The organism is Streptomyces sp. P9-A2 (genome assembly GCF_036634175.1).
Taxonomy (GTDB): domain Bacteria; phylum Actinomycetota; class Actinomycetes; order Streptomycetales; family Streptomycetaceae; genus Streptomyces; species Streptomyces pratens.
Map to the genome: position 1 here is coordinate 2679310 of NZ_JAZIFX010000001.1, position 18215 is coordinate 2697524.

Consider the following 18215-nt stretch of genomic DNA (forward strand, 5'->3'; position numbering starts at 1 on the left):
GCGGCCAGGGTCGATCGGCTCCGGCCGCTCCACGATGGTTCCTTTACTTACAAGGGATGCCGATGACCCATTCCTCCCCGCGCGAGTCGATATCGGGCACCAGACGCGCGGCCCGTATCGCCCTGGCCGCCGGTCTCGTCGCCGCGCTCTGCGCGGTCGGCCCGATACCCCTGGCGGCCGCCGCCGACGCGCCGGCCGCCGTACCCGTCGACGGTGACGTCAAGTCCGCCCCCGACAAGCTCGGTTCGAGTGACGCGGACCTCCTCGCCGAGGCCAAGGCCGACGGCGTCAAGAACGTCACGATGATGATCGCCACCGCCCCCGGGAAGACCGAGCAGGTCGCCGGGGAGCTGAACGCGGTGAAGGGCGGTTCGGTCGGCCGGACCCACGACGAGCTCGGTTACGTCCGGGCCACCGTTCCCACCGGGAAGGCGGACGCGGCCATCGCCGCCGCCGCCAAGCTCTCCACCGTGCACGGCATCGACCTGCGCGACGAGATCCCGCTCGACGACCCGACCCCGGCCGCGGACACCACCGCCAAGGCCGCCGGCAAGGGCAAGGACAAGGGCACCGCCGCCTACCCGGGCCCCGACCGGCGGACCCCCGCGAAGAACCCGTACAACCCGTCCTTCGAGACGGGCGCCGTCGACTTCGTGAAGGACAACCCGAAGGCGGACGGCCGCGGCGTCACCATCGGCATCCTCGACTCGGGCGTGGACCTGGCCCACCCGGCGCTGCAGAAGACCACCACCGGCGAACGCAAGATCGTCGACTGGGTGACGGCGACCGACCCGCTCGTCGACGGCGACGAGACCTGGCGCCCGATGACCGCATCGGTCTCCGGCCCCACCTTCACCCACGAGGGCGCGACCTGGACGGCGCCCGAGGGCTCGTACCGGATCAGCACCTTCAAGGAGTCGTACACCATCGGCGGCGACGCGGGCGGTGACGCCAACTTCGACGGCGACACCACCGACGCCTGGGGCGTGCTGTACGACGCGGCGGCCGGCACCGTCCGCGTCGACCTGAACGACAATCAGGACTTCTCCGACGACACCCCGATGAAGCCCTACAAGGACGGCTTCCAGATCGGGTACTTCGGTACCGACGACCCGGCCACCGAGGTCGCCGAGCGCCAGCCGTTCGTCGTGGAGATCCGCAAGGACGTCGTCCGCAACGCGGCCGGAGACAAGGCCGACTTCGTCAACATCGGTCTCATCGAGGGCTCCCACGGCTCGCACGTCGCCGGCATCACCGCCGCCCACGGCCTGTTCGGCGGGAAGATGAACGGTGCCGCGCCCGGCGCGAAGATCGTCTCCTCCCGTGCCTGCACCTGGTCCGGCGGCTGCACCAGCGTGGCGCTCACCGAGGGCATGATCGACCTCGTCACCGAGCGCGGTGTCGACATCGTCAACATGTCCATCGGCGGCCTGCCCGCGCTCAACGACGGCAATAACGCCCGCGCCGAGCTGTACACCCGCCTCATCGACACCTACGGCGTCCAGCTGGTGATCTCCGCGGGCAACTCCGGCCCCGGCACCAACACCATCGGCGACCCGTCGCTGGCCGACAAGGTCATCTCGGTCGGCGCGTCCGTCTCCAAGGAGACCTGGGCCGCCAACTACGGCTCCGTCGTGCGGACGCAGTACGCCATGATGCCGTTCTCCTCCCGCGGCCCGCGTGAGGACGGCGGCTTCACGCCGACGCTGATCGCGCCCGGCGCGGCGATCAACACCATCCAGACCTGGGCGCCGGGTGCCCCGGTCGCCGAGGCGGGCTACGGCCTCCCGGCCGGTTACGGCATGCTCCAGGGCACCTCGATGGCGTCCCCGCAGGCCGCCGGCTCCGCCGCGCTGCTGCTGTCGGCCGCGAAGCAGAAGCGGATCGGCCTGACGCCCGCGAAGCTGCGCACCGCCCTCACCTCCACCGCCCAGCACATCAAGGGCCTGCAGGCCTACGAGGAGGGCGCCGGCCTCATCGACCTCGAGGAGGCCTGGGACTCGATCCGGGACGGGGCCACCGCGCACGAGTACAGCGTGAAGGCGCCGGTCGACACCGCGATCGAGCAGTTCCTGAAGACCCCCGGCTTCGGCACCGGCGTCTACGACCGCGAGGGCGGCCTGAAGGCCGGCCAGAAGAAGACGTACGACGTCACCATCACCCGTACGTCCGGTCCCGACCGTGCGATCCGGCACGAGCTCGACCTCGCGAACAACACCGACCGCGCCTTCCGCATCGTCGGCGACGACGACGTGCGGCTGGCGCTGAACGAGCCGGTGACCGTCAAGATCCAGGCCGCGCCCCGCTCGGCCGGTCTGAAGAGCGCCATCCTCGAGGTCGACGACCCGCGCACCGAGGGCGTCGACCGGCAGATCCTGAGCACGGTGGTCGTCTCGGCTCCGCTGGCGCACACCTTCTCCGCCTCCGGCACCGCCCAGCGCAACGCCACCACCTCCTACTTCGTCACCGTGCCCGAGGGCGCGAAGACACTGGAGATCGCGCTGAGCGGTCTGAAGGCCACGAGCCAGACCCGGTTCATCGCCATCCACCCCTACGGCGTCCCGGCCGACCCGACGTCGACGGTCAACTGCTACCCGAACTACAGCAACCCGGCCAACACCTGCCGCCCCGACCTGCGGTCGTACGTGAACCCGCAGCCCGGCGTCTGGGAGATCGAGGTCGAGTCGCGCCGCACCTCGCCGCTGCTCGACAACCCGTACAAGCTGGACGTCGCCGTGCTCGGCGCGGTCTTCGACCCGCAGACCGTGACCGTGCCGGAGGCGAAGGTCGGTACTCCGGCCGACGTCTCCTGGAAGGTGACCAACCAGGCAGCCACCCTGGACGGCAAGCTGGTCGGCGGCCCGCTGGGCTCCGCCAAGTCGGCCCGGCCCGCCATCTCCAAGGGTGTCACGCACACCACCACCGTCACGGTGCCCGAGGGTGCCACGTCGCTCGACGTCGCCATCGGTAACGTCTCCGACACCGCCGCCGACCTGGACCTGACGGTCTACAACGCGGCGGGCACCCCCGTCGCCCAGTCCGCGGACGGCGACTCGGAGGAGTCGGTGTCCATCGCCTCCCCGGCGGCCGGCACCTACACCGTCAAGGTCGTGGGCTACTCCGTCCCGGCCGGTTCCGCTGACTACGACTACCGGGACGTGTTCTTCTCCACCACGCTCGGCGAGGTCACGGTCGACGGGGCCGCGCCGGTGAGGATCGGCACCGGCGAGTCGGCCACCGTCTCCGGCGCCGTCACCGCCGTGGCGGCGGCTCCCGAGGGACGTGAGTTCTTCGGCCGGGTGCAGCTGGTCAACGCGCGCGGCACGGTCGCGGGCACGGGCAGCGTGACGATCGAGAAGGTCGTGCCGTAACCGACGGCCACCAGCGGCAGGGGCGGGCGTCCATCAGGGCGCCCGCCCCTTCGTACGCACCCTGTACGTACCCGGTACGCGCCCTCCTCCGATCACTCGCAGGTCAGGGTGCGTGAGGCGGGCAGGGCCGCGGTGAGGCGCGCCCGCTCGGGGGCGATGTCCTCCTCGCCGACGATCACGGCGTCCGGGGCGGAGCCCTCACGGGGCAGACCGACCAGGACCTCGTCACCGGGGTGCAGCCGGGGCCGGTCGGCTTGCCCGGTCAGGAAGGTGACCTCTTCTTGTTCTCCTGTGGGGGTACCCGCGTCCGGCTCCGGCTTGTAGCGGCGGATCACCTCCAGCGTGACGCGCTCCTGTCCGGCGCCCGGCACCGGCTCCACCGCCGACACCGTGCCCTCGGCGACGAGCCGGGCGCAGGCGAGGTAGTGAGGGGTGCCGAAGCCGGTACCGGCCGACTGCTCGGTGCCCCGGGCCCCGTCGCCGCCCACTGCCTTGTCGGCGGCCTCCGCTGCCGACGACGCGCTGTCGCCGTCGCCCTGTCCGGTCTGCGTCACGAGCCAGCCCGTACCGAGGACCACCGAGGCGGCCGCCGCGGCGGCGAGCGCGCCGAGGGCGACCCTCAGCGGCCGACGGGCACTGCGGGGCGGCCGAGTCCGGCGGGGCGGCCCGGCGATGGCGGGCAGAGGCCGTACCGGCGCGGGGCCGGGCTCCGCTTCCCGGATCAGCGTGTCCCCGATGAGCCCCAGCTGCTCCCGCAGCACGGCGACATCGGCGGCCGCCGCGTCCCGCGCGGCCAGGAACGCCGGGTCCTGCCGGGCCGCCGAGGGCAGCGGTTCGTCGAGGATCGCGGCCATGAGGGCGTCGATGCCCTCGTACTCGACGCCGTCGTACTGGATGCCGTCGTACTGGATGCCGTGATCGTCTCCGGTGTTGTTCCGGTCGTCCCCGGTGTCGTTCCGGCTGTCGTGGACGCTCACGTCTACACCACCTCGTCCTCGTGCAGGCGGGCGCGCAGGGCCCGGACCGCCGTGTGCAGCCTGCTCTTGACCGTGCCCTCCGGCACGCCGAGCTGCTCGGCGATCGAGCGCACCGGAAGATCGGCGTAGAACCGCAGCACGACGACCTGGCGCTGGGCGTCGGGCAGCCCGTCCAGACCGCGGGCGACGGCGAGGGAGAGCAGGCGGGTCTCCTCGTCGGCGGAGGGCTCTGCGGGGCGCAGCGCGGCGAGGCGTTCACCGAGCCGCTCCTGGCGGCGTTTGGCCCGGTGCCAGTCCATGGCGAGGTTGGAGGCGACGACCGCCGCCCACGCCGAGACGTCCCGGGGCGCGTCCCGTCCGCTCGCGGCACGCTCCAGCAGCCGCAGCCGGACCTGCTGCACCCCGTCCGGCAGGTCGGTCTGCGGCACCCCGCCGAGCGCGAGCACCGCCCGGACCCGGCGCTCCTGTGCCGCGTCCAGCGGGTCGTCCTCCGCGGCGCCGTACGCCTGCCGGCCACGCCGGACCCTTCCGCGCAGCACTGCCCACCCCCCTCACGCCGTTTCTTCTACGACGCCGATCCGGGCCGGAACGTTCGGCCGTCGCGCGAACCGGACAGAGGCGTACGTCACACCTCCGTGTGAGTGGAGTGGGGCGGGGCAGGGAACCTTGCGGCCGCCGACCCCCGAAGAACGAATTCCTGCAGCTCAGCGGGGTGTCGACCGCAGGTCCGCGACCGGCGGCCCGTGCCCGCGTGTCCCACTGGGCGGGCAGGGGGCGCAAAGAATTGGACAGGCGGGCCGTGGTGGGCCGCATGATGGAAACGCCCGGCCGTCGGGTAAAGAGCACATGTACGGCGTATGCGCCGTATACGCCGTATGACGCAGCGTTCAGTGAGGGAGCAGCCGTGAGGGTCGGAATCGTCGGAGCCACCGGTCAGGTGGGCACGGTCATGCGCGGCATCCTCAAGGAGCGGAACTTCCCGGTCACGGAGCTGCGCCTGTTCGCCTCGGCCCGCTCGGCGGGCACGGAGCTGGACGGCGTGACGGTCGAAGACGCGTCGACCGCCGACTACACCGGCCTGGACATCGTGCTGTTCTCGGCGGGCGGCGCGACGTCGAAGGCACTGGCCGAGAAGGTCGCCTCGCAGGGCGCGGTCGTGATCGACAACTCCTCCGCGTGGCGCAAGGACCCCGAGGTTCCGCTGGTCGTCTCCGAGGTGAACCCGGACGCGATCGCGAACCGCCCCAAGGGCATCATCGCCAACCCGAACTGCACCACGATGGCCGCGATGCCGGTGCTGCGTCCGCTGCACGACGAGGCGGGCCTGGACGCGCTGGTGGTCGCCACCTACCAGGCGGTGTCCGGCTCCGGCGTGGCGGGCGTGGCGGAGCTGCACGGCCAGACCCAGAAGGTCGTCGCCGACGCCGACAAGCTGACCCACGACGGCGGCGCGGTCGACTTCCCCGAGCCGGCCGTCTACAAGCGCCCCATCGCCTTCAACGTGCTGCCGTTCGCCGGCAACCTCGTGGACGACGGCCTGAACGAGACCGACGAGGAGCAGAAGCTGCGCAACGAGTCCCGCAAGATCCTGGACATCCCCGGCCTCAAGGTCTCCGGCACCTGTGTGCGCGTCCCGGTCTTCTCCGGCCACTCCCTGCAGATCAACGCCCGCTTCGCCCGCCCGATCAGCCCCGAGCGCGCGGCCGAGCTGCTGTCCGACGCCCCCGGTGTCGTCCTCACCGACATCCCCACCCCGCTCCAGGCGGCGGGCCGGGACGCGTCCTACGTCGGCCGCATCCGCCGCGACGAGACGGTCGACAACGGCCTGGCGCTCTTCGTCTCCAACGACAACCTCCGCAAGGGCGCGGCCCTGAACACCGTCCAGATCGCGGAACTGGTGGCGGCCGAGCTGAAGGGCTGACCGCCGCCCGGCCAGGAAGGGGGCGTCCGCCGGTCAGCCGGCGGACGCCCCCCCTTTTTTCGGCATGCTCACAACGCCAGATGTCGCCGCAGCGCCACGTCGATCTCGGCCATGCGCTGCCGTGGCACGGCACCGACCCTGTGCAGCAGGCGGTCCGGCGCAACGGAACGGACCTGTTCGCACTGCACCTTGGAATCCTTCGGCAGACGGCTCTCGTCGGAGCGAAGGAAGACCTGGAACGTCAGGACGCGAGAGGCGTTGGATGTCAGCGGCGCCACCGTGACGACCCCCCGGTTGTGTCGCACGACGGACTCGTTGGCAGCGTTGTTGGAGACGATCACCGCGGGTCTGACCTTGTTGGCCTCACTGCCCCGCACCGGCTCCAGGTCCACCATGTAGATGTCACCACGTCTCATGGACGATCCCGTCTCCGCTCGCCCGGTCCCACAGCCCGGCGTCCTCGCTCCCGTCCCATTCGGCGAAAGCCTCCGTGTACTCCCGCTCGAGCTGCGCCTGCCTGAGCAGCCCGATCGCGGCGTGTATCACGGCCGATCTGGACTCGGCCTCCGTACGGGCGGCGTACTCGTCGACGAAGGCCAGATCCTCCTGGGGCAGACTCACACTGATCTTCATACCCTCAATGCTACCTGCAGTAGGAAGAGTATGGCTACCGCTCTCCGCGCGAGGTTACAGGCGGGTACGACCGCCTCGCACCGTGGGCGTCCGCCCTTTTCTCGCCGCCCCTCACCCGGGACCGGCACCGGGACGGGTGTGGGGAAGGCGGGACGGGGGTGCATGGGCCGCCGCCGTGGTTCCGGGCTCGCGCCGGGCCGGGCGCGCCACCGGCGGGTCATGGTCATCGCGTTCCGCGCCGGTGGCGTGGAAGGATGGCGCGACCGACACATGACGAGGAGATGACCGCGTGCCTGGCACAAACCTGACCCGCGAAGAGGCGCAGCAGCGGGCGAAGCTGCTGACCGTTGACTCGTACGAGATCGACCTCGATCTCTCCGGCGCGCAGGAGGGCGGCACCTACCGGTCCGTGACCACGGTGCGCTTCGACGTCTCCGCGGACGCCTCCAACGGCGACGCGAACGGCGCGAACGGCGCGGAGTCGTTCATCGACCTGGTGGCTCCCACCGTGCACGAGGTGACCCTCAACGGGGACGCCCTCGACCCCGCCGAGGTCTTCGCGGACTCCCGGATCGCCCTGCCCGGCCTGCTCCCGGGCCGCAACGTCCTTCGGGTGAGCGCCGACTGCGCGTACACCAACACCGGTGAGGGCCTGCACCGGTTCGTCGACCCGGTCGACGACCAGGCCTACCTCTACACCCAGTTCGAGGTGCCGGACGCCCGCCGCGTCTTCGCGAGCTTCGAACAGCCCGACCTCAAGGCGACCTTCCGGTTCACCGTGAAGGCACCGGCCGGCTGGACCGTCGTCTCCAACTCCCCCACGCCCGAACCCCGGGACAATGCCTGGGAGTTCGAGCCGACCCCGCGGATCTCGACGTACATCACCGCGCTGATCGTCGGCCCGTACCACTCCGTGCACAGCGTGTACGAGAAGGACGGCCAGTCGGTGCCGCTCGGCATCTACTGCCGGCCCTCGCTCGCCGAGTACCTCGACGCGGACGCGATCTTCGACGTCACGCGGCAGGGCTTCGAGTGGTTCCAGGAGAAGTTCGACTACCCGTACCCCTTCGGGAAGTACGACCAGCTGTTCGTGCCGGAGTTCAACGCGGGCGCGATGGAGAACGCCGGCGCGGTCACCATCCGCGACCAGTACGTCTTCCGGTCGAAGGTGACGGACGCCGCCTACGAGGTGCGGGCCTCCACGATCCTGCACGAGCTGGCCCACATGTGGTTCGGCGACCTGGTCACCATGGAGTGGTGGAACGACCTGTGGCTGAACGAGTCGTTCGCCACCTACGCCGAGGCCGCCTGCCAGGCGGACGCGCCGGGCTCGAAGTGGCCGCACTCGTGGACGACGTTCGCGAACTCCATGAAGACCTGGGCGTACCGACAGGACCAACTGCCGTCCACGCACCCGATCATGGCCGACATCCGTGACCTGGACGACGTCCTGGTCAACTTCGACGGCATCACCTACGCCAAGGGCGCCTCGGTCCTCAAGCAGCTGGTGGCCTACGTCGGCAAGGACGCCTTCTTCAGCGGCGTACAGGCCTACTTCAAGCGCCACGCGTACGGCAACACCCGCCTGTCCGACCTGCTGGGCGCCCTGGAGGAGACCTCCGGCCGCGACCTGAGCACCTGGTCGCAGAAGTGGCTCCAGACCGCCGGCATCAACGTCCTGCGCCCGGAGATCGAGACCGACGGCGCGGACGGCACGGGGACCATCACCTCCTTCGCCATCCGCCAGGAGGCGCCCGCGCTGCCCGCCGGCGCCAAGGGCGAGTCGACCCTGCGCCCGCACCGGATCGCGGTCGGCCTGTACGACCTGGACGAGGCGAGCGGCAAGCTGGTGCGCGTCGACCGCGTCGAGCTGGACGTCGACGGCGAACTGACCGCCGTACCGCAGCTCGTCGGCAAGGCCCGCCCGGCCGTCGTCCTGCTCAACGACGACGACCTGTCGTACGCCAAGGTGCGTCTGGACGAACGGTCGCTGGCCTTCGTCACCGAGCACCTGGGCGACTTCGAGGCCTCCCTGCCGCGCGCCCTGTGCTGGGCGTCGGCCTGGGACATGACCCGGGACGGCGAACTGGCCACCCGCGACTACCTGTCGCTGGTGCTGTCCGGCATCGGCAAGGAGTCGGACATCGGTGTGGTGCAGTCGCTGCACCGCCAGGTGAAGCTGGCGATCGACCTGTACGCCGCCCCGATCACCCGTGAGGCGCTGCTCACCCGCTGGACGGAGGCCACCCTGGCCCACCTGCGGGCCGCCGAGGCGGGCAGCGACCACCAGCTCGCGTGGGCCCGCGCCTTCGCCGCGACGGCGCGCAAGCCGGAGGAGCTGGACCTCCTGGACAGTCTGCTGGAGGGAACCCAGACGATCGAGGGCCTGGCCGTCGACACGGAGCTGCGCTGGGCGTTCGTACAGCGGCTGGCGGCGGTGGGCCGGTTCGACGAGACCGAGATCGCGGGCGAGTACGAGCGCGACAAGACCGCCGCGGGCGAGCGCCACGCGGCGACCGCGCGCGCCGCCCGGCCGACCGAGGAGGCCAAGGCGGAGGCCTGGGCGTCGGTCGTGGAGTCCGACAAGCTGCCGAACGCGGTCCAGGAGGCGGTCATCGCCGGCTTCGTCCAGACCGACCAGCGCGAGCTGCTGGCCCCGTACACGGACCGCTACTTCGAGGCGCTGGCCGACGTCTGGGCCTCGCGCTCGCACGAGATGGCCCAGCAGATCGTGGTCGGCCTCTACCCGGCGATCCAGGTCTCCGAGGAGACCCTGGCGAAGACGGACGCCTGGCTGACCTCCACCGACCCGAACGCGGCCCTGCGCCGCCTCGTCTCGGAATCCCGCTCCGGCGTGGAACGCGCCTTGCGCGCCCAGGCGGCGGACGCGGCGGCGGAGTAGCCGAGCAGCGGTACGCAGGTTCAGAAGGGCGCCCGGCGGTACGCCGCCGGGCGCCCTTCTCGCTGCACGGAATCCGCTCAGTGCGCCCGCGCATGCTCAACCACTCCCCCTCTCCCTTCCTCCCCGTCCTTCACCTCTGTGTGGTCCGTCTTGAACACCGCCCAGACGGATTTGCCGGGATGGTGCGGCGTCACGCCGAAGTCGTCCGCGAGAGCCATGACGAGGCGAAGTCCCCTGCCCCCGCAGTCGTCCACTGCCGCATCCCTCACTTCAGGGCTCCCACCGCCGCTGTCGCGCACCTCGATCCGGACGAGCGGACCGTCGCCGACCAGCACCAGGGAGAGTTCGCGTCCTGGCGGTACGCCGTGCAGCAGGGCGTTCGTCACAAGCTCCGACACGCAGATGCGCACGTCGTCCTCCCGGCCCCGGTAGCCCCACTCAGCGAGCGTGTCGAGAGCGAACCTGCGTGCGGCGGGCACCGAGCGGTGAGCCCGCGGGAATCGACGTTGCCGCGACAGAAGCACGGTGAGCACCGCCTTGGATCAGTGGTCTACGGTCCGGGCCACCGTGCCACTATTCACGAAAAGCAGTAAGATGTGAGATCTGAAGCAGTTCACTTAACGTGTAAAGCAGCAAGGTCGTCGAGCACTCGCCTCCTGGAGGACACCGTGAGCGACAGCACATGGGTCAGCACCTCACTCCCGTACCTGACTCCACGGGAAAAGGGGCAGCCGGAAGCCTGGGCGTCCGAAGCCGCGGCCCAGGGCGGCAAGGGCACACAGCGCATTGCGTACGCCGGTGAGACAACTCCTCCGGAGGGAGTCGCCAAGCTCCTCGAACTGCCAGCCGAAGAGACGGCGATCGTGCGCCGGCGAGTGATCGAGCTGGACGGAGAACCTTGTGAACTGACGGACACGTACTACCCCGCGCCCATCGCCCGAGGCACCCGCCTCGCCGACGAGAGGAAGATTCCGGGCGGCGCCGTGACGCTCCTCGCCGAGCTGGGACACGTCGGCGCCTGCGTGCGCGAGGACGTGACCGCGCGCATGCCGAGCCCGGAGGAACGCGACATCCTGCGCCTGGGACCGGACGAGCCCGTCCTCCACCTGAGCCGAGTCACACTCGACGGTGACGACCGCCCCTTCCAGGCCGACATGATGGTCATGCCGGCGCTCCGCCGGCGCCTGCGCTACGAGATCCGGATCGGATGACAGTGCCCACCACCCACACCGCGTCGCCGGACCCGCGATCGCTCCACGAGCGGATCGCCGCCGACCTCCGGGACGAAATCATGAGCGGGGACCTGGCACCGGGCGCCAGCCTTCCCTCCACGGCCCGGCTCAAGGACAGATTCGACGCCTCGAACGCGACCATCCAGAAGGCACTACAGCTCCTCAAGGACGAGCAACTGGTAGTAGGCCGCGCCGGATCCGCGGTCACCGTTCGCGAGCACCGGCAGCGCACGGTGCGCCCCGCCGCGTCCATGGCCCCCGCGGACCCGGGAAAGCCGTACCGCTGGCTCACCGAGGCCACGCGCCTCGGCATCCAGGCGCACAGCACCCTGCTCGACGTGATCGAGACCCGCCCTCCGGCCGACGTCGCGTCGGTACTGGGCCTCGACGACACCGAGACCGCGGTACTGCGTCATCAAGTCCTGTCCATCGACGATGAGCCCGTCGAACTGGTCAAGTCCTACTACCCCTTGCACCTCGCCCGAGGCACCGCCATCACGGCCAAGCGGAAGATCAAGGGCGGCACCCCGGCACTCCTCGCCCACCTCGGCTTCCCACCGCGCCTGAGCGTGGACCGGGTCTCGGCCAGAGTCCCCACCCAGGAGCAGTACCAAGCCCTGCACCTGCCCAGCGACCTCCCGGTACTCCGCACCCTGCGCGTGGTCTACAGCGACGAGGAACGTCCCGTGGAAGCCACGGTCATGGTGAAGGCGGGCCACCTCTACGAGCTTCAGTACGAGTTCACACCAGAGTGAGCAGAGTGCCCTGGGCGCCCGGGAGGACGCGTTCGCAGAATCATGAAGGTGGACGCCGGGAACTCGCCCGCCAGTGCGGCTGGAGAAGCCGTCGGGCGGTCGGGCTCGCGACAGCCGCTGAGGGCTGAGGAGAAAAAAGGTGCAAAGCCTGCGGAGCTGCGACTACAACAAGTCCCATGACGGTCTTCCACTGTTCCAAGTGCGGCAGCGCGCTCACGCCGGACTTGACGGCACTGCCCGGCGTTCCGATCGTCCCGGACCTCTACAGCTCTCGGCCCGAGGGGGCACGCCAGGCGTCTCCTACCGTGCCTCGTAAGCATTACGCGATCGACCGCGAGCCATGGGGCGCTCCTTTCGTCCAGCAGGAGGACCAGGACAACCCGGTACCGGCTTATCCTCGGGGACCACTCATGGCTGTCGAGGAAGGCTTCGTCGTCTCGGCCGGTGTTCGCGACACGGTCGTTGTCCACCCTGATGACGTTCCCGAGTTGCAGCCCCTGCCAGGGTGGGAGAACAGCACCGGCTGCTGCGGCCCGAACGGAACCGAAGGAGCAAACCGCGCATGTCCGTGCGGAGCCCGGATCGCCACTCTCGCCGCAGACTGCTCCGGGCCATACGAACTGCATCTGGACCCGGTCCGGACATACGCATTCGCCGGGCAAGGCACACCGTCCGACACGGCCGGCCGGTCCGGCGGGGCATTTGACGCCTCGCACAGGGCCGAGGAGCCATGACATCCTGCGGCCGTGCTTTTGAGCGATCATGCAAGCAGTGTCGACCTCCGTCCGCTGCGCTATCAGTTCCCCGTGGTCCAAGGCGACTCATACGACGACAACTGGCTGGTCATCAGCGGAACGGTGGCCACTCCCGAGGGCAGCTGGTCCTTTACCGACCCCTGTCTGCTGGCCCAGGAAGCCCGTCAGGTGTCCGCGTGGCTGCGGGCGGTGGCCTCCGGGGCGTTGGAGGTGACCGGGCCCGATGCCGAAGGCCGGCTGTCCCCGGACACATGGTTCGTCGAACCGGTCCTCGCCATGAGCCTCGCTGCCCGCACTGACCGCGGGGCGGTGATTCGCGTTCACCTGTCCCTGGAGGCGGCACCCCCGTGGCAGCAGGGAGATGACGGAGCGGACATCTACCAGTACTTCGTGGAGCTGCGGGTGGACGCTGCGGCACTGCTCCACGAGGCCGACCAATGGGATCTTGCTCTGAACTCTTTCCCCACCCGCTGATCCCGAAGGACTGGATGAGGTGGAGCGGGTCGGCGGCGGGCTGGGCTTCGCGGAAGACCCGGTCGCTACGGACCTGTCGAAAGTCCAGTCCGAACTGCCCGCAGACGTTCCGGACCATCCCTCGGGAGGCGGCCGGTCGTTGGGGTCCGTGGCAGTGATCCGGTTGACGATCAGGTACTGGTGCTGCGCCCGACGGAACGAGGTAAAAGCGCCTTCCACAGGGACAGGCTGTCAGCGGCGATCGTGTCGACGCCAGGTGCCTGCCCTCGGTTCGGACTTGAGGGCCCCGCTCGCACGAGATGGCCCAGCAGATCGCGGTCGGCCTCTACCCGGCGATCCAGGTCTCCGAGGAGATCCTGGAGAAGACGGACGCCTGGCTGACCTCCACCGACCCGAACGCGGCCCTACGCCGCCTCGTCTCGGAATCCCGCGCAGGCGTCGAACGCGCCCTGCGCGCCCAGGCGGCGGACGCGACGGCCGAAGGGGCGTAGCCCGTACGCGTACGTATCAGTGGCGCCCGGTGTTGCTTACGCCGGGCACCCTTGGTGTTCCTTGAGCCCGTCGACAAAGGCGGCGAAGGCGGGAGCGGAGACGAAGAGGGGGGCGCTGGAGGAACACTTCGAGTCGCGTAAGGCTGTGTTGCCACCTAGCTCCACGATCTCCACGCAGCCGTTGCCCTCGCCACCGCCCGAGAAGGAAGACCCGCGTCAGTGAATGGGGCATCGGGTTCCTCGGGATGCGGGGATCTGCTGTAGCCGTCGCTTCGGTCAGGTGCTTTGCGGGTCTCCGGTGAGGGGACGGCCGACGATTCGCTGAAGGTTGTCGACGTACTCGGCGAAGGCCCGGCGGCCCTGAGGGCTGAGCTTGAGCCAGGTACGGGGCCGTTTGCCGACGTAGCCCTTGCGGATCTCGACATAGCCGGCCTTCTCCAGGGCTGCGGCGTGTTTGGACAGGACCGAGTCGCTGATCTCCAGGCTGTCGCGGACGAAGGCGAACTCGGCCTCGGTCGCCGCGGCCAGCAAGGAGAGGATCTGGAGCCGGGCGGGTGCGTGGATCATCGGATCGAGATTCACCGGACCGGCCTTCCTGCCGAATGGGCCAGCACCTGGTTCTCGACCCAGCGGGTGGTGACCGCCGCGTAGACGGCGGCGACGGCGCCGGCGAGAACCTTCTGCCACACGGCGGAGTCGGTGAAGGAACGGGTGATGGCGGGAACAATCCCCCAGACGACGAGGATCGAGACGAGCCACAGCAACATCCGCACGCCCGCGTTCACGGTCCAGGTACGCGGCCTCCATCTGACGCGCATACGGGTGGCCAACGTGGCGGTGAGGGCCGCCAGGCCCGCGACCTCCACCAGGATGAGCACGATCCGGGCGGTGCCCCCCAGTTCCCCGGCGACCGCGGCCATGGTGACCAGGGCCACCACTCCTGGCATGTACCAGGCCGGGAGCCGCTGCTCGGCATAGGCCTTCTGCTGGACCCGCTGGATCTCGGAGAGGGCGTCGGCCGGGGTGGGAGTCGCGTCCATACGGAGATACCCGCTTCCTCGTGAAGTACTTGACGCAACGGAAAGTACCCAATCACTTTCCATTGCGTCAAGTACTTTCCTGAAGGATGAAGGATGCGGCATCAGCGCACGACACCGCCAGCCGAGCCGCAGCAGCCGGCGCTGGGGCCATCCCCGCGGGCGCGGGGAGCAAAGGAGCAGCCCGCACGAGGGCGGGCCGCGGTGGGGACCATCCCCGCGCTCTGGAGCCGGGTGGGCGCGTGGATCACGGGGTCGAGGTTCACCGGACCACCTCTCGCGCCGAGTGGGCCCGCACCCGGTTCTCGACCCAGCGGGTGGTGGCCGCCGTGTAAAGGGCGGTGACGGCACCGGCGACCGCCTTCTGCCAGATGGTGGAGTCGGTGGCTGAGCCTGCGACGTCCAGAACAATCCCCCAGACGCCGAAGCACGAGATGATCCACAAGGCCGGCCGTACGCCCGCGTCGACAGTCCAGGTGCCCGGCCTCCATATAACGCGCACCCGTGCGGCCAGCGCCCCGGACATGGCGCCCAGGCCCGCGCCGTTCGCCACGAGGAACACGAGCCATGCGATGCCGTCCATCTCTGCGGCGATCACGGCCGCGGTGACCAAAATGACCACACCCGGCATGTAGCAGAGCGGAAGCGGCTGGTCACCGTGCGCCTTCTGCTGAACCCGCCTGATCTCGGAGAGAGCGTCGGCGGGATTCGGTGTCACGTCCATGCAGCACACCTGCTTCCTCGTGAAGTGCTTGACGTAGCGGAAAGCATCCAAACTGCTTTCCGCTACGTCAAGCACTTTCTAGAAGGGTGAGGGATGCGGCGCCGGCGCACGACACCGTCAGCCAGGCCGCAGCAGCCGGCGCCGGGACTGTCCCCGCGGGTGCGGGGAGCAGTGGCTGTCACCTTCCTGGCTGTCACTGTCGATGGGACCATCCCCGCGGGTGCGGGGAGCAGGACCAGTACGAGGGCGACGCCGACCCGGAGGCGGGACCATCCCCGCGGGTGCGGGGAGCAGATCGTCGTGGCTCCCACCTATGTCGCCGACCTGGGACCATCCCCGCGGGTGCGGGGAGCAGCAGGTGATCGTGCGCACCACCCCCACCAACGGGGGACCATCCCCGCGGGTGCGGGGAGCAGGCTCCGCCAACACGGCACGGTCCAGGTGGACTGGACCATCCCCGCGGGTGCGGGGAGCAGCAGGTGATCGTGCGCACCACCCCCACCAACGGGGGACCATCCCCGCGGGTGCGGGGAGCAGGCTCCGCCAACACGGCACGGTCCAGGTGGACTGGACCATCCCCGCGGGTGCGGGGAGCAGGCTTCCAGCTCTTCCGCCGTCAGCAGCTTCTCGGGACCATCCCCGCGGGTGCGGGGAGCAGACCCCGTGCACCGGGCCCCACGGTCCCACGTGGGGACCATCCCCGCGGGTGCGAGGAGCAGTCCGTCCCATGAGCCGCATCATGCGAATCCTAGGGACCATCCCTGCGGGTGCGGGGAGCAGGCAGGCATCGCACTGCCGCCGTTCCAGATGGCGGGACCATCCCCGCGGGTGCGGGGAGCAGCGGTTGAGCATCTCGTCCATGGCGAGGGCGTCGGGACCATCCCCGCGGGTGCGGGGAGCAGGGTCATGCCGTCGACCTCTCGGTACACCTCCTGGGACCATCCCCGCGGGTGCGGGGAGCAGTTGAAGGGCTGGTTCGTGAAGACGGAGAAGCTGGGACCATCCCCGCGGGTGCGGGGAGCAGGCGTCGGTGCTCCGCGCGTCGGGCCTGCTGCAGGGACCATCCCCGCGGGTGCGGGGAGCAGGACGTGGAGCCGTCGACGACCAGGTTGAGCTTGGGACCATCCCCGCGGGTGCGGGGAGCAGATCGAGCGTCAAGGCCAGGGTGTCGGCGAGGAGGGACCATCCCCGCGGGTGCGGGGAGCAGATGGCCAAGTACGTGACGCGTACCGGCCTGGAGGGACCATCCCCGCGGGTGCGGGGAGCAGCGCGAGCAGAGCGGTTGCGGCGGCCCCGGCGATGGACCATCCCCGCGGGTGCGGGGAGCAGCTCACCCAAACGCCCGGCAAGCGCCCCCGACGGGGACCATCCCCGCGGGTGCGGGGAGCAGTACCTGTCCACCGCTGGGGAGTCGATGAACGTGGGACCATCCCCGCGGGTGCGGGGAGCAGGAAGCAGCGCTACCTCGAGCGGCAGGTGCGGCGGGACCATCCCCGCGGGTGCGGGGAGCAGTCGTCGTCCGCCCCACCGTCACCGTCGGCGTCGGGACCATCCCCGCGGGTGCGGGGAGCAGACCGACTTGTCCATGTAGCGGACGCTGATCGGGGGACCATCCCCGCGGGTGCGGGGAGCAGGGCCAACGAGCACCAGCTCTACCGGCTGCCCCCGGGACCATCCCCGCGGGTGCGGGGAGCAGTTGGGCGGGTCCGCGGGCGGGGTGCCGCCGTCGGGACCATCCCCGCGGGTGCGGGGAGCAGTTCCCGGCCGTCAGCACGCCGGGCAGGGTCGTGGGACCATCCCCGCGGGTGCGGGGAGCAGCCGGAGCCGGCGCCGGTGGCGGCGATGTCGACGGGACCATCCCCGCGGGTGCGGGGAGCAGCAGGTCCGCAAGGGCAAGCACACGCGCGCCCAGGGACCATCCCCGCGGGTGCGGGGAGCAGTGCTTGAGGACGTGCGGGTGGAACGTGGCCGTGGGACCATCCCCGCGGGTGCGGGGAGCAGTCCGGCGGCCACGGGTCCTTGTTGTCGCCGAGGGGACCATCCCCGCGGGTGCGGGGAGCAGGAACTTCCCCTCGGCTGGCTGACCGGTGGAGGGGGACCATCCCCGCGGGTGCGGGGAGCAGGGCCCCAGCTTCCGCAGGTTCGCCACGATGTCTGGACCATCCCCGCGGGTGCGGGGAGCAGTTTCCCCGAAAACCGGCCCGTCGGACGACGAGAGGACCATCCCCGCGGGTGCGGGGAGCAGAGCTCACGGACATCATGGGCGGCTTCTAAGTAAGGACCATCCCCGCGGGTGCGGGGAGCAGCGCCCACCTCGTGGACCCGAGGCAGGTCAAGGAGGGACCATCCCCGCGGGTGCGGGGAGCAGACGCGTGGATGGTGCCACCGGAAAATGCCAAAGGGACCATCCCCGCGGGTGCGGGGAGCAGTCCCCGACAGGGGGCCCGGGGAGCCGCCGACGGGGACCATCCCCGCGGGTGCGGGGAGCAGTCGCCCTTTTTGGCGTAGGCCTTTTCCAGCTGGGGACCATCCCCGCGGGTGCGGGGAGCAGGCCCCCCCCCCCCGGCGAGCTCGGCCGCGGCGCCGGGGGGACCATCCCCGCGGGTGCGGGGAGCAGTCGACCAGGGCCGCGAGCAACTTCCGCAGCCCGGGACCATCCCCGCGGGTGCGGGGAGCAGGTCAGTCCCGCCGCCTCGCGGAGCTGTACGTAGGGACCATCCCCGCGGGTGCGGGGAGCAGTCCTGCAGGCGGGCCTGGGTCGGGTTGGGTTCGGGACCATCCCCGCGGGTGCGGGGAGCAGCCCTCGTCGCCGACGCGCGTAAGGCGTTGCTCGGGACCATCCCCGCGGGTGCGGGGAGCAGGACCCGCCTTCCTCCGGTCCTCGGCGGCCGGCGGGACCATCCCCGCGGGTGCGGGGAGCAGGGTCGGCAGGCCAACATGAAC

General features: G+C 70.5%; 14 protein-coding genes, 2 pseudogenes and 1 CRISPR repeat array (1 of these 17 running past the window's edge). Of the genes and pseudogenes, 7 read left to right on the plus strand and 9 right to left on the minus strand.

Translation table 11 applies throughout. The features are described 5' to 3' along the window. The first annotated feature begins 62 nt into the window (after positions 1-62). Positions 63-3371 (plus strand): S8 family serine peptidase, encoded by a 3309-nt coding sequence (locus tag V4Y04_RS12175; RefSeq protein WP_332427650.1) that lies wholly within the window; start codon positions 63-65, stop codon positions 3369-3371. 92 nt (positions 3372-3463) lie between these two features. Here the strand turns inward: V4Y04_RS12175 and V4Y04_RS12180 are convergent, their stop codons facing one another. Together V4Y04_RS12180 and V4Y04_RS12185 are read right to left on the minus strand one after the other, a co-directional pair. Then, positions 3464-4348, minus strand: coding sequence for a hypothetical protein (locus V4Y04_RS12180; RefSeq protein ID WP_332427652.1), 885 nt, complete (start codon positions 4346-4348; stop codon positions 3464-3466). 2 nt (positions 4349-4350) lie between these two features. Beyond that, positions 4351-4887 carry an RNA polymerase sigma factor gene (locus V4Y04_RS12185; RefSeq protein WP_332427653.1) on the minus strand — a complete coding sequence of 179 codons (537 nt, stop codon included), beginning with the start codon at positions 4885-4887 and terminating at the stop codon, positions 4351-4353. Positions 4888-5252: 365 nt separating this feature from the next. On the opposite strand from V4Y04_RS12185, the gene V4Y04_RS12190 reads away from it, so the two are divergent. Continuing rightward, positions 5253-6269 carry an aspartate-semialdehyde dehydrogenase gene (locus tag V4Y04_RS12190; RefSeq protein ID WP_332427654.1) on the plus strand — a complete coding sequence of 339 codons (1017 nt, stop codon included), beginning with the start codon at positions 5253-5255 and terminating at the stop codon, positions 6267-6269. A gap of 68 nt (positions 6270-6337) precedes the next feature. Here V4Y04_RS12190 and V4Y04_RS12195 read toward each other — a convergent pair whose 3' ends face one another. Together V4Y04_RS12195 and V4Y04_RS12200 are read right to left on the minus strand one after the other, a co-directional pair. Further along, positions 6338-6685: a type II toxin-antitoxin system PemK/MazF family toxin gene (locus V4Y04_RS12195; RefSeq protein ID WP_332427655.1), complete on the minus strand. Its 348-nt coding sequence runs from the start codon at positions 6683-6685 to the stop codon at positions 6338-6340. Beyond that, positions 6672-6902, minus strand: coding sequence for a ribbon-helix-helix domain-containing protein (locus tag V4Y04_RS12200; protein ID WP_332427657.1), 231 nt, complete (start codon positions 6900-6902; stop codon positions 6672-6674). The genes V4Y04_RS12195 and V4Y04_RS12200 overlap by 14 nt, the downstream gene beginning before the upstream one ends. A 289-nt stretch (positions 6903-7191) precedes the next feature. Between V4Y04_RS12200 and pepN the strand changes: the two genes are divergently transcribed. Beyond that, entirely contained in the window at positions 7192-9804 is a 2613-nt protein-coding gene (gene pepN, locus V4Y04_RS12205; RefSeq protein WP_332427659.1) for an aminopeptidase N, read from the plus strand. A gap of 77 nt (positions 9805-9881) precedes the next feature. Here pepN and V4Y04_RS12210 read toward each other — a convergent pair whose 3' ends face one another. Further along, entirely contained in the window at positions 9882-10328 is a 447-nt protein-coding gene (locus tag V4Y04_RS12210; protein ID WP_332427660.1) for an ATP-binding protein, read from the minus strand. A 144-nt stretch (positions 10329-10472) separates the two neighbouring features. Here V4Y04_RS12210 and V4Y04_RS12215 point away from each other — a divergent pair, with 144 nt between their 5' ends. The 4 genes and pseudogenes from V4Y04_RS12215 to V4Y04_RS12230 all read left to right on the plus strand — a co-directional run. Further along, a complete protein-coding gene (locus V4Y04_RS12215; protein WP_332427662.1) occupies positions 10473-11015 on the plus strand; it encodes a GntR family transcriptional regulator in 543 nt (180 codons plus the stop codon). Continuing rightward, positions 11012-11791: a GntR family transcriptional regulator gene (locus V4Y04_RS12220; protein WP_332427665.1), complete on the plus strand. Its 780-nt coding sequence runs from the start codon at positions 11012-11014 to the stop codon at positions 11789-11791. The genes V4Y04_RS12215 and V4Y04_RS12220 overlap by 4 nt, the downstream gene beginning before the upstream one ends. Before the next feature lie 746 nt (positions 11792-12537). Next, a complete protein-coding gene (locus V4Y04_RS12225; RefSeq protein ID WP_332427666.1) occupies positions 12538-13020 on the plus strand; it encodes a WapI family immunity protein in 483 nt (160 codons plus the stop codon). Between the two features lie 287 nt (positions 13021-13307). Next, positions 13308-13511: pseudogene (locus V4Y04_RS12230) on the plus strand (hypothetical protein); the annotation flags it as partial. 36 nt (positions 13512-13547) lie between these two features. Here the strand turns inward: V4Y04_RS12230 and V4Y04_RS12235 are convergent. The 4 genes and pseudogenes from V4Y04_RS12235 to V4Y04_RS12250 all read right to left on the minus strand — a co-directional run. After that, a pseudogene (locus V4Y04_RS12235) lies at positions 13548-13709 on the minus strand (DUF397 domain-containing protein); the annotation flags it as partial. Positions 13710-13787: 78 nt separating this feature from the next. Further along, positions 13788-14078 carry a winged helix-turn-helix domain-containing protein gene (locus tag V4Y04_RS12240; protein WP_332427670.1) on the minus strand — a complete coding sequence of 97 codons (291 nt, stop codon included), beginning with the start codon at positions 14076-14078 and terminating at the stop codon, positions 13788-13790. Between the two features lie 11 nt (positions 14079-14089). Continuing rightward, positions 14090-14551, minus strand: coding sequence for a hypothetical protein (locus V4Y04_RS12245; RefSeq protein ID WP_332427671.1), 462 nt, complete (start codon positions 14549-14551; stop codon positions 14090-14092). A gap of 259 nt (positions 14552-14810) precedes the next feature. Then, positions 14811-15272 carry a hypothetical protein gene (locus V4Y04_RS12250; protein ID WP_332427672.1) on the minus strand — a complete coding sequence of 154 codons (462 nt, stop codon included), beginning with the start codon at positions 15270-15272 and terminating at the stop codon, positions 14811-14813. Positions 15273-15415: 143 nt separating this feature from the next. Next, a CRISPR array of direct repeats spans positions 15416-18215; the repeat unit is 29 nt; unit sequence GGGACCATCCCCGCGGGTGCGGGGAGCAG; it runs 1138 nt beyond the window's last position.